General features: G+C 47.8%; 11 protein-coding genes. 5 read left to right on the top strand and 6 right to left on the bottom strand.

Annotated features, from left to right (window positions below; translation table 11 throughout):
- Together MJO46_RS00735 and MJO46_RS00730 are read left to right on the top strand one after the other, a co-directional pair.
- On the top strand, positions 1-3252 hold the full coding sequence (locus tag MJO46_RS00735) for an efflux RND transporter permease subunit (protein WP_253987682.1): 3252 nt from the start codon (positions 1-3) through the stop codon (positions 3250-3252).
- Entirely contained in the window at positions 3249-6296 is a 3048-nt protein-coding gene (locus MJO46_RS00730) for an efflux RND transporter permease subunit (RefSeq protein WP_253987681.1), read from the top strand. The genes MJO46_RS00735 and MJO46_RS00730 overlap by 4 nt, the downstream gene beginning before the upstream one ends.
- 91 nt (positions 6297-6387) lie before the next feature.
- Here MJO46_RS00730 and yqfB read toward each other — a convergent pair whose 3' ends face one another.
- Entirely contained in the window at positions 6388-6759 is a 372-nt protein-coding gene (gene yqfB, locus MJO46_RS00725) for a N(4)-acetylcytidine aminohydrolase (RefSeq protein ID WP_253987680.1), read from the bottom strand.
- Between the two features lie 306 nt (positions 6760-7065).
- Here yqfB and MJO46_RS00720 point away from each other — a divergent pair, with 306 nt between their 5' ends.
- The gene (locus tag MJO46_RS00720; RefSeq protein ID WP_253987679.1) at positions 7066-7263 is read left to right on the top strand and encodes a DUF2986 domain-containing protein; all 198 of its coding nucleotides are present in this window, start codon (positions 7066-7068) and stop codon (positions 7261-7263) included.
- A gap of 26 nt (positions 7264-7289) precedes the next feature.
- Here MJO46_RS00720 and MJO46_RS00715 read toward each other — a convergent pair whose 3' ends face one another.
- Together MJO46_RS00715 and MJO46_RS00710 are read right to left on the bottom strand one after the other, a co-directional pair.
- A complete protein-coding gene (locus MJO46_RS00715) occupies positions 7290-8825 on the bottom strand; it encodes an MATE family efflux transporter (RefSeq protein ID WP_253987678.1) in 1536 nt (511 codons plus the stop codon).
- 95 nt (positions 8826-8920) lie between these two features.
- The gene (locus MJO46_RS00710) at positions 8921-10171 is read right to left on the bottom strand and encodes an MFS transporter (protein ID WP_253987677.1); all 1251 of its coding nucleotides are present in this window, start codon (positions 10169-10171) and stop codon (positions 8921-8923) included.
- A 140-nt stretch (positions 10172-10311) separates the two neighbouring features.
- Here MJO46_RS00710 and MJO46_RS00705 point away from each other — a divergent pair, with 140 nt between their 5' ends.
- Positions 10312-11193 (top strand): LysR family transcriptional regulator, encoded by an 882-nt coding sequence (locus MJO46_RS00705; protein ID WP_253987676.1) that lies wholly within the window; start codon positions 10312-10314, stop codon positions 11191-11193.
- Positions 11194-11280: 87 nt separating this feature from the next.
- On the opposite strand, the gene MJO46_RS00700 is transcribed toward MJO46_RS00705, so the two are convergent.
- The 3 genes from MJO46_RS00700 to MJO46_RS00690 form a co-directional block, all read right to left on the bottom strand.
- Entirely contained in the window at positions 11281-11685 is a 405-nt protein-coding gene (locus MJO46_RS00700; protein WP_253987675.1) for a YbaY family lipoprotein, read from the bottom strand.
- Position 11686: 1 nt separating this feature from the next.
- Positions 11687-12553, bottom strand: a complete 867-nt coding sequence (gene tesB, locus MJO46_RS00695) for an acyl-CoA thioesterase II (protein WP_253987674.1) — start codon at positions 12551-12553, stop codon at positions 11687-11689.
- Positions 12554-12671: 118 nt separating this feature from the next.
- Positions 12672-13574 carry an SDR family NAD(P)-dependent oxidoreductase gene (locus MJO46_RS00690; protein WP_253987673.1) on the bottom strand — a complete coding sequence of 301 codons (903 nt, stop codon included), beginning with the start codon at positions 13572-13574 and terminating at the stop codon, positions 12672-12674.
- Between the two features lie 303 nt (positions 13575-13877).
- Here MJO46_RS00690 and MJO46_RS00685 point away from each other — a divergent pair, with 303 nt between their 5' ends.
- The gene (locus tag MJO46_RS00685) at positions 13878-14753 is read left to right on the top strand and encodes a 1,4-dihydroxy-2-naphthoate polyprenyltransferase (protein ID WP_253987672.1); all 876 of its coding nucleotides are present in this window, start codon (positions 13878-13880) and stop codon (positions 14751-14753) included.
- Positions 14754-14805 lie beyond the last annotated feature (52 nt).

Raw genomic sequence — 14805 nt, 5'->3', positions numbered from 1 at the left:
ATGTCAATTATCAGCACTTCCGTTAAACGGCCGGTCACGGTATGGATGTTTATGCTAGCGGTAATTTTATTCGGTATGGTGGGATTTTCCCGCTTAGCGGTAAAATTACTGCCAGATCTAAGCTATCCCACACTCACTATCCGCACTATGTATGATGGCGCGGCACCCGTTGAAGTCGAGCAGTTAGTGTCTAAACCCATTGAAGAAGCGGTTGGCGTAGTCAAAGGATTACGTAAGATCAGCTCTATTTCCCGCTCAGGCATGTCGGATGTGGTACTCGAGTTTGAATGGGGCACAACAATGGATATGGCGAGTTTAGATGTGCGTGAAAAACTCGACACTATCGCCCTGCCGCTCGATGTTAAAAAGCCCTTATTACTGCGCTTTAACCCTAACCTTGACCCCATCATGCGCCTCGCGCTGTCGGTGCCCAATGCCTCAGAGGCTGAGCTCAAGCAAATGCGCACCTATGCGGATGAAGAACTTAAACGTCGTTTAGAGGCGCTATCTGGAGTTGCTGCGGTGCGTTTATCCGGTGGTCTAGAGCAGGAAGTGCATATTCAGCTCAACCAAGAAAAGCTATCACAGCTTAATCTCAATGCCGATGACATCAAGAATCGTATCAGTGAAGAAAATATTAACTTATCTGCGGGTAAAGTCATCCAAGGCGATCGCGAATATTTAGTCAGGACACTTAATCAATTCAACTCCTTAGAAGAACTTGGCCAAGTCATCGTCTATCGTGACGCGCAAACCTTAGTGCGTTTATTCGAAGTCGCCACTATTACCGATGCCTATAAAGAGCGCAGCGATATCACCCGCATTGGCAGTCAAGAATCGATTGAACTGGCGATTTATAAAGAAGGTGATGCCAATACTGTCGCCGTCGCCCAAAAACTGCGGGATGAGCTTGTCAAAATCAATCAAGATCCCCTGCAAAATAAACTCGAAGTGATTTACGATCAGTCCGAGTTTATCGAAAGTGCGGTCAGCGAAGTCACCTCATCGGCATTGATGGGCAGTGTTTTATCTATGCTAGTGATTTACCTGTTCCTGCGTAACATTATCCCGACCTTGATTATCTCTATCTCGATCCCCTTTTCGGTGATCGCCACCTTTAATATGATGTACTTTGCCGATATCAGCTTAAACATCATGTCATTAGGGGGTATTGCACTCGCCATCGGTCTGTTAGTCGATAACGCCATCGTGGTATTAGAAAACATCGACCGTTGCCGCAGCGAAGGCATGAGTAAACTAGATGCCGCGGTGACGGGTACTAAAGAAGTCGCAGGCGCGATTTTTGCTTCGACACTCACTACGCTGGCAGTATTTGTGCCGCTGGTCTTTGTCGATGGCATTGCCGGCGCCCTCTTCTGCGACCAAGCGCTCACTGTCACCTTTGCCCTGTTGGCCTCGCTACTCGTCGCGTTAACGTCCATTCCAATGCTGGCATCACGCCAAGGCTTTAAAACCTTACCCGCGTTGATAAACAGCACGCCTAAGGATAAACCCACCACTAAAATGGGTAAGCTTAAACACTATAGTGCGACTGTTTTCTCCTTCCCTATTCTGTTGATATTTAACTACTTACCCAGTGCAATACTTACCTTAGTGCTCATTTTAGGTCGTTTCTTCTCATGGCTTATTGGGCTAGTGATGCGCCCTTTAAGCTCGGCATTTAATTTTATCTATCACAGTCTTGAAAAGCTTTATCACAAGCTACTGGCCTCGGCTCTACGTAGACAGATGACCACACTGCTACTGACCATTGCGATAACGGGGGGCTGTATTAGTCTGTTCCCTCGCCTTGGAACTGAGCTTATTCCGCCGATGAATCAAGGCGAGTTCTATGTGGAGATCTTATTGCCCCCCGGAACGGCTGTGGGCGAAACCGACAAGGTATTGCAACAGCTCGCACTGTCGATTAAAGACAGAACCGAGGTTAAACATGCCTATAGCCAAGCCGGCAGCGGTGGTTTGATGACCTCGGATACCGCCCGCGGCGGAGAAAACTGGGGCCGCTTACAAGTGGTGCTCAATGATCCCAATGCCTATAACACTATCACTCAAATTTTGCGTGATAATGCACGTCGCATCCCAGAGCTTGAAGCAAAAATCGAACAACCTGAGCTATTTAGCTTTAAAACACCATTGGAAATCGAACTGACAGGCTATGACTTACATTTGCTGAAGAGCAGCGCCGATAGCCTTGTCAAAGCATTATCCGCATCGGAGCGCTTTGCCGACGTCAATACCAGCCTACGCGATGGTCAACCTGAGCTGAGTATCCGTTTCGACCATGCAAGGCTAGCGGCACTGGGAATGGATGCGCCAACGGTAGCGAACCGTATTGCCCAACGCGTCGGTGGTACGGTTGCTAGTCAATACACAGTTCGTGACCGTAAGATTGATATTCTGGTGCGCAGTGAACTCGCCGAGCGGGATCAGATCAGCGATATCGATGCCTTAATCATCAACCCTAACAGCAGCCAGCCCATTGCATTAAGCGCAGTGGCCGAAGTGTCATTGCAATTAGGTCCATCGGCAATTAACCGTATCAGCCAACAACGTGTGGCATTGGTCTCGGCAAACCTTGCCTATGGTGATTTAAGCGATGCGGTGGCCGAAGCGCAGCAAATATTAGCGCAACAGGTATTACCCGCATCGGTGCAGGCTCGCTTTGGTGGTCAAAATGAGGAAATGGAGCACTCATTCCAGTCCCTTAAAATAGCCCTTATCCTAGCGGTATTCCTAGTGTATTTAGTGATGGCGAGTCAATTTGAATCCCTGCTGCATCCCTTGCTTATCCTCTTTGCCGTGCCTATGGCTTTAGGGGGCAGCATACTTGGACTGTATCTCACCCAAACCCATTTGAGTGTGGTGGTGTTTATCGGCCTTATCATGCTTGCAGGGATAGTCGTGAACAACGCCATTGTACTAGTCGATCGCATCAATCAGTTACGTAGAGAAGGCGTAGAAAAACTCGAAGCCATTCGCGTCGCAGCCAAATCACGTCTGCGCCCTATTATGATGACCACGCTCACCACAACCTTAGGCCTACTCCCAATGGCATTAGGTTTAGGTGATGGCGCTGAAGTGCGTGCACCTATGGCGATTACGGTGATCTTTGGTCTGAGTTTATCTACGTTACTGACCTTAATTGTGCTGCCTGTTCTATATGCCCTGTTCGACCGTAAAACCTATGCAGTAACGGACTCACAGGTCAGCGTTGAGGAGGCTCGCCCATGAACCTCACCCGTTTAGCCATTAAGCGCCCTGTGACCACCAGCATGTTTTTCTTTGCTATCTTGCTGTTTGGTCTCGCTTCGAGCCGCCTACTACCGCTGGAGATGTTCCCCGGGATCGATATTCCACAGATCGTGGTGGAAGTGCCCTATAAGGGCTCAACCCCAGCGGAAGTGGAGCGGGATATCACCAGAGTGCTGGAGGAATCCCTCGCCACTATGGGGGGAATCGATGAACTCGAATCTGAGTCTTCCCAGGAAGGCTCAGAAATCGAAATCAACATGAAATGGGGTGAAAACGTTGCAACTAAGAGCCTAGAGGCACGGGAAAAAATCGATGCGGTGCGTCATTTGCTGCCCAAGGATGTGGAGCGGGTATTTATTCACCAATTCTCCACCGCCGATATGCCAGTGTTGACCATTCGTATATCGAGCGAACGTGAGCTTTCCGGTGCATTTGATCTGCTGGATAAGCAGCTTAAGCGTCCCCTTGAACGTGTCGAAGGTGTGTCTAAGGTCAGCTTGTACGGCGTTGAGCAAAAGCAAATAGAAGTACGAATCGATGCTGACCGCCTCGCCGCCAGTGGTTTTTCTGCTACCGATTTACAGGCGCGTCTTAGCCGAGAAAACTTTGTCATCAGCGCAGGTACGCTCAGGGCCAGCAACCTTGTTTACCAAGTTTCACCTAAGGGTGAATTTAGAAACCTTGAAGATATCAAAGCATTGGTACTCATTCCTGGCCTGACCTTAGGGGATATTGCGGATGTACAGTTTGCGCTGCCAGAACGTATCGAAGGCCGGCACTTAGATAAGCATTATGCCGTGGGGTTGGACGTATTTAAGGAGTCCGGTGCTAACTTAGTTGAAGTGTCGGAACGCGTCCTTAAGGTCATAGAGCAGGCGAAACAAGATCAGCAATTCCAAGGTATTCGTTTGTTTATCATGGAAGATCAAGCCTCTGGCGTTAAATCATCACTGATGGATCTGCTGCTGTCTGGCTTGATAGGGGCATTGCTGTCCTTTGTGGTGTTATACCTATTCCTGCGCAATTTAAAAATGACCTTAGTGGTAGTGTCGTCTGTGCCTATTTCTATCGGCATGACGCTCGCCGCCATGTATTTACTGGGTTACAGCTTAAATATTCTGTCGATGATGGGACTCTTGCTCGCCATAGGTATGTTGATTGATAACGCCGTCGTAGTGACAGAAAGCGTACTACAGGAGAAACAAGGCAAACGATCTCAGGACAATGAGGAGTCTGTGATCGCTGGGGTAGATAAAGTCGCCTTAGCCGTCTTAGCGGGTACTATGACCACCGCCATTGTATTTTTACCCAATATTTTTGGCGTGAAAGTTGAGCTAACCATTTTCCTCGAACATGTGGCTATTGCGATTTGTATCTCGCTTGCGGCATCACTGCTGGTCGCTAAAACATTGATCCCTTTGATGTTAACTAAGTTTCACTTCGATATCGCCCCCGAGCAAGATACGGGTAAATTACAACACTTTTATAATAATACGCTTAATTGGGTATTACTCAGACCTTGGCGCTCGGGCGTGATCGCTGTGGCGATTCTCGCCTCGACCGCCCTGCCACTGTCGTTAGTCAAACAGGATCAAGAAGACAGCCAGAGTAAGGAGCGTATTTACATCAACTATCAGGTGGAAGGTCGGCATAATCTGAATGTCACCGAAGCTATGATTAATCAGATGGAGGAATATCTCTATAATAATAAAGAGGAATTCCATATCGACTCTGTTTATAGCTACTACGCCTCCGACGATGCTTCCTCTGTGGTTCTGTTGAAGAAAGACTTACCTATCCCCGTCGAAGAGCTGAAACAGAAAATTCGTAAAGGCTTCCCTAAATATTCTATCGCTAAACCGCAATTTGGTTGGGGTGATGATAACTCTGGTGTACGAGTAACGCTCACGGGTCGCTCAACCACAGAACTTATCACCTTGAGTGAACAGGTCATTCCATTACTGCAAAATATCAAGGGACTACAGGATGTGCGCTCCGAACTGAACGGCGCACAGCAGGAAGTGGTGATCCGCATCGATAGGCAAATGGCGGCTCGATTAGATTTAAAACTCAATGAAGTGGCCTCGAGTATTTCGATGGCACTCAGGGGGGCACCACTGCGCTCCTTCCGCCACGATCCTAATGGCGAGCTGCGCATCGAAATGGCCTACGAAAAAGAGTGGCAAAAATCCCTCGAAAAACTTAAGCAATTGCCCATAGCACGTATCGATCAGCGGGTGTACACCTTAGATAATTTGGCGAGTATCGAGATCCAGCCGCGTTTCGATACCATCAAGCATTACAATCGCCAAACCTCACTATCAATTGGTGCTAATTTAGAAAACTTTACCACGGAAGAGGCACAGAAGAAGATCGAACAAGTAATGGAGAACGTCCATTTCCCCAATGGTTATGCTTACTCATTGCGTGGTGGCTTCGAGCGCCAGGATGAAGACCAGAGTGTTATGGTGACCAATATGTTATTGGCTGTCGCTATGATTTATATCGTGATGGCAGCATTGTTTGAGTCTCTGTTATTACCGACCGCGATTATTACCTCAATTCTCTTTTCCATCACAGGGGTGTTCTGGGGGCTGTTTATCACAGGAACTCCGATGTCTGTGATGGCCATGATTGGTATTTTGATCTTAATGGGCATTGTGGTGAACAACGGTATCGTTTTGGTGGATCAAATCAACCAAATGACACTGGATCTGGACAAGTTGTCCGACACGATAAGGGAAGTGTGTATCACACGTTTACGCCCAGTGTTAATGACAGTCGGCACGACAGTGCTAGGGCTAATTCCGCTGGCAATGGGCGAAACCCAAATAGGTGGCGGCGGCCCGCCCTATTCCCCAATGGCAATCGCTATTATTGGTGGCTTGTCATTTTCAACGGTCACGAGTCTGTACTTAGTGCCCCTGTGCTATCAAGCCTTCTATCGAATGCGCCACCGCGCTGCCATCCGTTTAGGCGAATCCAACAGGTTAGCTCAAAAACTATTACCTTGGACCGTTTAATCGTGAATAGAAAACAAAAAGGCTGCTATGCAGCCTTTTTTGCCTTCTAGAGATTACTCGAGCTATCCCTATAACCTTGACTCACAGAGACTTAAGGAGCAATCGTGTTACTTTTCCCTACAGGGTTAAGCACGTTAAAACGGAGCATAAATAGCTGTTCAACTCCAGGGTAAATCTCTGCAATCACCAGGCGAAGCTGTGCTAATGTCATGTTTTCCTGTTCGGCATGGGTTTGATTAAGATCAGATAATGCCAGAGGTGTAACTTCAAGGATCTGAATATCACAAAACCAGCGGTCGCTTTCAAAGGTTGACACAGGCAACACCTGCCCGACGGTAACATAGGACTCGGCCTCATCACGCAGGGTAATCGTTTTAGCCCCACTTAAAATATCCCGCTCGAAACGCTCAAAAAAAGTGATTTTGGTTAGCAATTGTCCCCTCCTGCCCCAAGTGTTTTTCATTCCATTATCATCTGCGCCTGTTTGTTTATAGTGAGCGCGGCCAGTATCAGCATAAATCGGTGAAAAACATTCGAGTTCAATATGTTATTTGTGATGCAATATACCCATTCTCCGCCCATGCTAATAGCATACAGGGGGAAATTATTTACCAGTGTCGCACTAAAATTATTCAACTCAGGGGATAATGAACCTCAAGCACACAGCAAAACATGGTCAGTTCGTCCATATTGAGTTAGAATCCGCCCTCAATTGAGCCTTTGGCCTCATATGCCTGCCTCGCGGGTACGAAACGACATTAGAGATGTTATGAACAAGAAACAAAAGATCATTAAAAAAATTGCCAAACGTGCCAAGGCGAGACTGAACAAAGTCGACCCCGCCACTATCGGTGCGCCCATCAAATCGGGTTACATCTCCAAGGCCGAGCGCGCTAAAATGGCCGCATCAGAAGCGGCCACCGCTCAGGTTGAAGACCAACAGGGCACAACAAGCGTCGCAGAATAACCTCGTTCTCTTGGCTCAAAATCCCGTTAGGGTTTGCCATCATAGGGTATAGGTAATACGGACTCACTTTCCTGCTCTTCTGTTAATTGTGCCATCTGCGCGCAGGATGAGGAAAGCGGATTGGTTGCGCTCGGCAGATGTTGTGCAACGCAGTTAGCTATTTCTTCCCCTTCATTGAGCTCTGCACTATTAGGGGCAAGGCTCATCGCTACAGGAATCGACATAGACGCGAGCTGTGCCTGCGCAGCCACTTTGTCGACTAAACGGTAGGCCACCCATACTCCTAACACACCAAATAGAATTGAACCTACTACTTGGCCTATCAGTACACCGTATACACCTCCCCAAAGCCCCCCAAAATACACAAAGGGAACCGTCCCTAGGGTTGCTTTACCCACATTGAAAAAGGTCGAATATTTCGCCTTGCCCAGATTATTAAACGAAGCGTTTGCCACAAATAAAATGCCTGAAAAGGTGAAGAAAACAGCGATATAGCTGCAGAAAAATTCAATCAATGCTGCACTGTCGCCCTTCATATCAAACAGACTGACTAGCTGTGATTTTAAAAAGAACAATATCAAAGACATAATCACAACATACAAGGTACAGAACTGAATGGCCTTCGTCAGACTCTCCCGCACCCGCTCAAACTGCCCCGCCCCAAAGTTTTGCCCAACAATGGGTCCAATCGCACCCGAGAGCGCAAAGATCATTCCAAAGGCCACGGGGATTAGTCGACCTAGCACGGCCCAACCCGCCACATAAGCGTCACCAAAATCGGCAATGGCCCGAGTCACAAACGCATTACCGATAGGGGTTGCAATGTTAGTCAGCATCGCGGGGCCAGCGATGGCAAAAATGGGCTTAAGATCGGCGCGAAAATGGGACAAGTCGAATTGCCCTAAGAGCCGATGTTTTACCACTATGCCACGGGCAGCGATAATAAATACCGCAATCCGGGCCAATACCGAGGCCAGCGCCGCGCCTTCAATCCCCATCGCAAACAGGAAGATAAAAATCGGGTCGAGCACGGCATTCACGCCCCCACCCGCGAGGGTCGACAGCATAGACAACTTGGCATCCCCGACGGCGCGCAGCGCACCACCAAGGGCCATGGCTAGGCAGATAAAAGGTAATGAAGGGACCAAAATATACAAATAACTTTCGGCCAGCTCCGCCGTATGGCCGCTGGCCCCCACAAGTGCAACCAACTCAGGGATAAAGGTGGTGACCACTGCTGCCACCAGCACGCTAATCAACGTCGTAACAACCGCACTATTGAGTAATAAACGTTTGGCGAGCACCAGATCCTTCGCCCCAACGGAGCGGGATACGAGTGCGCCAAGGGCGATGGATAAGCCAATACCTATCGAAGTGGTAAAAAACGAAATGCTCCCCGCATAGCCAACTGCAGCGGCAAGCTCATGTTCACCCAATAAACTTAAGAAAAAGATATCAAGTAGATCAACCACAAATAGGGCAGAAATGCCCACCGCCGAGGTCGAACTCATCACGAGAATATGGCGAAGTATCGAGCCCTCAACGAACTTGGCTTGTGTCATAGCTTTGGTTTACCCTATGTATTGCAAAAGCAAAGGCCAACACTCAGTTGTTGGCCTTTGCTTTTATAGTCATCAATCGGTATCGAGGTCAAGGGCTAAACAAGCGCCCGATGATTTTGTGTCTGATGATAATGCAAACGGGTTATTCCTAAGGCAATCAAGGCGAGCAAAGTTAGCGATCCCATGACCACTCCTTGCCACTCTGCCCCATGCCAAAACAGCATTAGGTAAGGCCCACCTAAAGCAGCGCCTAAATAATAACAGCATAAGTAGAGTGACGTAGCCTTCGCACGATCTCGGCTCGCCCGCATCGCCACAAAGGAGTTACAGCAACTATGGGTTAAGAAGAAACCACAGGCCGTCATCAAAAAGCCAATGCAAATCGTAAAGGTGGTATCGAACAGGGTCAATAAACTGCCCAATAACATCAGGCACCAAGACCATTGATATAACTGGTGCTGGCCAAATTTTGCTAGCCACTTAGCGGAAAAATACGAAGCAACTGTCCCACTGGAATAACACAGAAAAATCAAGGTTGCCTGAAATCGACTCCACTCATAGGGCGCGGCCATTAAATGCAATTGAATAAAACTAAATTGATTCACCATCATCATAAATGTGAGGCCACCGATAGCATAGACTAAACGCATCTGGGGATCGGTTAAATGATGGCTAAAACCATGGATATCTTGCATTAATCGTACCCGCCTCGAGGGGGATTTAGGTTCAGACTGCAGGTGCGATACCGCATTGGCATCCGCCCCCGAAGGCAGTAGATAACTCGTCAGTGCGACGCCCGCTAAAGTGATTAAAAACAGTAACCACATGGACTCCTGCCATGAGAAAAACTGCGACATCACCCCGCCCAATAAACGCCCTACAATGCCGCCGATACTGTTCGCCATAATGTAAATCCCCGCCGCTTTTAACATAGTGCTCGGGGATAATTGCTCTTTAAAATAGGCCATTGCAATCGCAGGTACGGCCGCAAGCAACACACCTTGGAGGAAACGCACCCAGATCAAGCCATTAAAGTCCGGCGCCCAGATCAGCAATAAATTCGATATCGCAAGCAACCATAAACTCACCACAATCGGGCGATGGCGGCCAATGCGGTCAGAAACCACGGCATAGATCAGCAATGAAAATGCTAACGAAAAACTGGTCACCGACAGGATAAGCGTTGCCCGCGAGCCTGATACGGCAAAATGCTCTGCGATTAAGGGCAGCATCCCCTGCATTAAATACAAATTGATATACACCACAACGGAGGCGGCGCACAGAGCCCACATCAAACGAGTATCTCGTTGCTTACTGTCAATAATAGTGTCTAACACGGCTTGCACTCTGGCCTCAATAACGCATCAATCATGGAATAGACAAAGGTTATCACTGGGCATAACATAACAATAATAGATAATTTATATCGAAATTATTGATTTTTGTTATAGGTAAATCCTTCAATACCAAAGTATGGGCTAACTCAATGGATATACGCCAACTCAAGCACTTAGACGCCCTCGCCAATGCAGGCAGTTTTACCGCCGCGGCCAAAAAGCTCAATATGGCGCAACCCGCACTCAGCCAGAGTATCAAGCGGCTCGAGCAATCCCTCGGGGTCACGTTAATTAACCGTACCAGCAATAAAAATGACAAATTGCTCGCCCTCACGGCGGAGGGTTTGGTATTGCATCAACATGCCACCTTAATTCTCAAGCAGATAAAACAGGCCGAGGCGCAGATCCGAGCCATGGCGAATCTCACCTCGGGGGAAGTGCGTATCGCCGTGCCGGGCATGTTAGGTTCCTTCTATCTGCCCTCACGCTTGATGGCCTTTCGGCATCAGTATCCGGAGTTAAAACTCTCACTATTTGAAGGCGGCACCCGCGATGCCTTGCGAATGCTGCAACGGGAAGAAGTGGATATTGCGATCATTACCGCCCAAGATCTACAACCCGAATTTGATAGCCAGCTGTTGATCCGCGAGCAAATGGTGATAGCTATGGGCGCCGAACACCCCCTAGCCGAATATAATGCCGTCAGTCTCAATGACTTTTTTGACCATGAATTAGTGATGTTTAAGACCGGCTATTTCCACCGAGAGTGGATACTGTCCCAAGCGAAGGAACTGGGGAAGAAACCCAATATTGCCTTTGAAACCAATCTGATAAATTTAATCAAACAGATTGTTTCCCAAGGATTTGGCATTACCAGCGTGCTTGAAATGGCCATAAGTCCTAAGGACGATATTTTGGCAAAACCCTTAGATCCGCCTGTGTTTCTTAATTTGCATATCGCCTGGAAAAAACAGCGACCCGTGAGTCAAGCCGATCGGGCCTTTGTTGAATTCTTAATGAAAAACCGCTAACTAAAAACAGATATAAAAAAGCCCCTTCAAACCTAAAGGGGCTTTATCACTGCTAAATCTTAAGCCCTTATTGCAGGACTAGATATCCTAGGGTTTCACCATCACCGCTTTCATTAACACTTCGGTCGTAAATTTACCGTTGTTAATCACAGGGAAACGATCATAGGTTTGGAAGATCACTTGATCTTGGAACTTGATCATAGCGACAACACCATACTGAATACTTTTATCAATGGATTGGGCCGGCAAAGAAAACTTAAATGGCACCGGAGCACGGGCAATATTGAATGTCTTTTGCGCCACAATCACGCCGGGCGTATTCAAATCAATGATTGCAATGGTAATTTCACAGCCCTGTGGCAAGAGAATCTTTTCTAAATAACCTGCCGCCCCATTGATGATAACGGGCGGTTCCGGCTCGACCGTCACGCAACCACTCACGAATAAAGCCAGTAATGAAAATACGATAAACGATTTAATTTTCATCCACATATTAATTTCCTTTTACCATTCGAATAAGGCCTTCTTGGGTAGAAGAAGCCACTAATTCACCCTGTTGATTAAAAAATTGCCCCCTGACATAACCGCGGCCACCACTGGCATTGGGGCTATCAATGCTGTAAAGCAGCCATTCTCCCATATTGATAGGACGATGGAACCACATCGCATGATCGATCGTCGCCATTCTCACCCCTGGGCTTAAAAATGAAACCCCATGGGGCTGGGCGGCTGTCACTAAAAAATTGAAATCTGAGGCATAGGCCAGCAGGTATTCATGGATGTGCGCATCGCTTGGCATTGGGCCATTTGCCCTAAACCACACATAGCGATAGGGTTCAGTTTCTTTGGGCGCGAAGGGATGAAGTGGGTTCACTAAGCGCATTTCAATGGGGGCATCGGCCATAAACTTTTCAAGCATCTTGGCTGGCACTTTATCCCGCATTGTCATCGCCAACTCCTGCTGATTTAACAACCCCTCGGGGCCAGGAACTTGTGGCATAGTGGCCTGATGGCTAAAGCCGTCCTCTGGTTCTTGGAAGGAACAGGTCATATGGAAAATGGGCCGCCCCTTTTGAATCGCGCTCACACGCCTAGCACTAAAACTGCCTCCATCGCGCATATTTTCCACTTCGTACACTATGGGCAATTTTTCATCTCCGGCCCGTAAAAAATACGAGTGCAAAGAATGCACTTTGCGCTCCACGGGCACGGTCTGCTTTGCCGCACTTAAGGCTTGCCCCATGACTTGGCCACCAAATACATGCCCAAAGCCCAGATCTTGGCTCTGACCACGAAATAGCCCAATTTCAATTTGCTCAAGGGATAGTAATGATAGAAGATCGTCTAATACCTGACTCATGGGATCCTACTGAATAATTAGCAAATAATGCTAAAGAGTAACCCAGTTCGACTAGGGCTGACCAGTATTGAGTTCATTATGCTGCAACTCGCCCTAAACCGTTACGTCCCCTTAGGGCTTAATCGATTTTAATATGATGCTCTAGGGCGCTCTGCCTTGACCATGCCAGCACTTTATCCTCGCCACTGGAATGTAAACTTACAGGGAACGCCTGATAAAGCTCGGGCCAATATTGCACTAGTTTATCGGGCGTGCATAAACCCTCACTAAAATATATAGGTTGAAATTCGGCAAACATTCCATGACTGACACTGCCTGCCCCCGCCAAAATATGTTGGCCATTGGGCGCCGATGGGCTCACTAAAAATGCCGTTGTCGCCGTTAAGGTTTCAAAGGAAAATAAGGGCTGAATAGCGCTGGCTAAATGCTTTGTCGTCATGGCCGTTACCGCTTGAGGACAAAGGCTATTGACGCGAATATTGTACTGTTCACCTTCAAGGGCAAGGCTATTGACCATGCCCACCAGCGCCATTTTTGCAGCGCTAAACCCCACTTGATGTAGGTCCCCAAACAGCGCCGAAGCGCCCGTGGTCATCATAATGCGCCCATATTCCTGCACTTTCATCAAGGGCCATACGGCTTGGGTTAAATAAAAACTGCCATTCACATCCACATCAAACTGACGCTGCCACATTGCTGGGGTGATATGCTCGAACTGACACTCACCATAAATACCCGCGTTATTGATCAATATATCGATACGCTGCCAACGCCTAACGACATCGGCCACCATAGCGTTTACCTCGGACAGCTGACTTACATCTAAAGTATATGAAAGGCAATCACACCCCAGTTTTATAATGCTGTCAGAGGTTTGGGTTAGATTTGCATTGCTGTTATCCGATACAGGCCGGTCAATCAGCACCACCCTTGCGCCCCGCTCAGCCAGCATAATGGCATAGGCTCGACCAAGACCTGAGCCCGCCCCCGTGATCAATGCCACTTTGTTATCGAAACGCATCCGAAGGTATCCTTATTGGTATGATGCTAAGCTCGTATAGCCCTGCACCCTAGCGCGCTTAGCCATAGCTACAACTGCATGACATTCCAAGCAAACCCATCCATATGTCGCTATAAAAACACAGACATTGATGCTTTTCTTTGAACTTGACGACAAATCTCAACCCACAAAGATAAACATATGTGCGCCAATTCAAACTCTATTACATGCGTTTATTAGATAGTGCTCACTTTCCCATTAAATCTTGTTATGCTATGACGCTGTTCAATACCCTTTTCTTTTCCTTAATAACGACTGGACACCATGAATCCTTGGATTTTAGCCATAAGACCCCGCACCTTACCTGCGGCTATTGGTCCCCTATTAATCGGTAATATTCTTGCCTTACACCTTGATCGTTTCAGTTGGTTAATCGCCGCAACCTCTATGTTGTGTGCGATTTTATTGCAGATTGCCGTCAATCTTGCTAACGACTACTTTGATTTTAAAAATGGCATAGATACCGCCGAACGTATCGGCCCGGTGCGCGTCAGCCAAAGTGGCATGATCCCGCCGAACAAAGTGCGTAATGCCATGGTATTTTGCCTGCTAATGGCGCTGGCAGTAGGCTCTTATTTGATTTGGCACGGTGGCTGGCCCATCGCGATTCTCGCAACGGCCGCTATTTTAGGGGCTCTGGGTTACAGTGGTGGCCCCTATCCACTCGCTTCCCATGGCTTAGGTGAAGTCGCTGCCTTTATCTTTTTCGGCTTAGTTGCCGTGGTGGGTAGCTATTATCTACAGGCGGGCGATACCACTATCAATGCTTGGTTATTAGGCTGTGCGATTGGGCTATTTAATGCCGCGATTATGTTGGTCAATAACACTCGAGACATTCGTACCGATACCCAAGCGGGCAAACATACCCTAGCGGTGAGAATAGGCGAAGCTCAGGCGAAAGTGCTGTATCAAGCCTTAATTTACTTGCCCTTTGGTTTAGTGATCGCCGGCTTTTTATTGGGTATTTTGCCTGGGTTACCTGTGTTACTCGCGGGGTTATCTTTACTTATCGCCCGTAAGCTTAGCAGCGATTTCTATGCGGTATCAGGCGAGGCGCTCAATCCGCTGCTCGGACGCACCGCCAAACTCACGATGATTTTCAGCACCCTCTTTAGTGTGGGTTTAGTCTTTACTGCCTAATCGTTAAATCCGTCGAACATAAAAAGGTGCGTATTTTTTGATACGCACCTTT

Origin of the sequence: Shewanella sp. KJ2020, assembly GCF_024197625.1 — a bacterium.
GTDB lineage: Bacteria > Pseudomonadota > Gammaproteobacteria > Enterobacterales > Shewanellaceae > Shewanella.
Note: the sequence above shows the minus strand (reverse complement) of the source record. Positions and strands in the feature narration are given on the sequence as shown.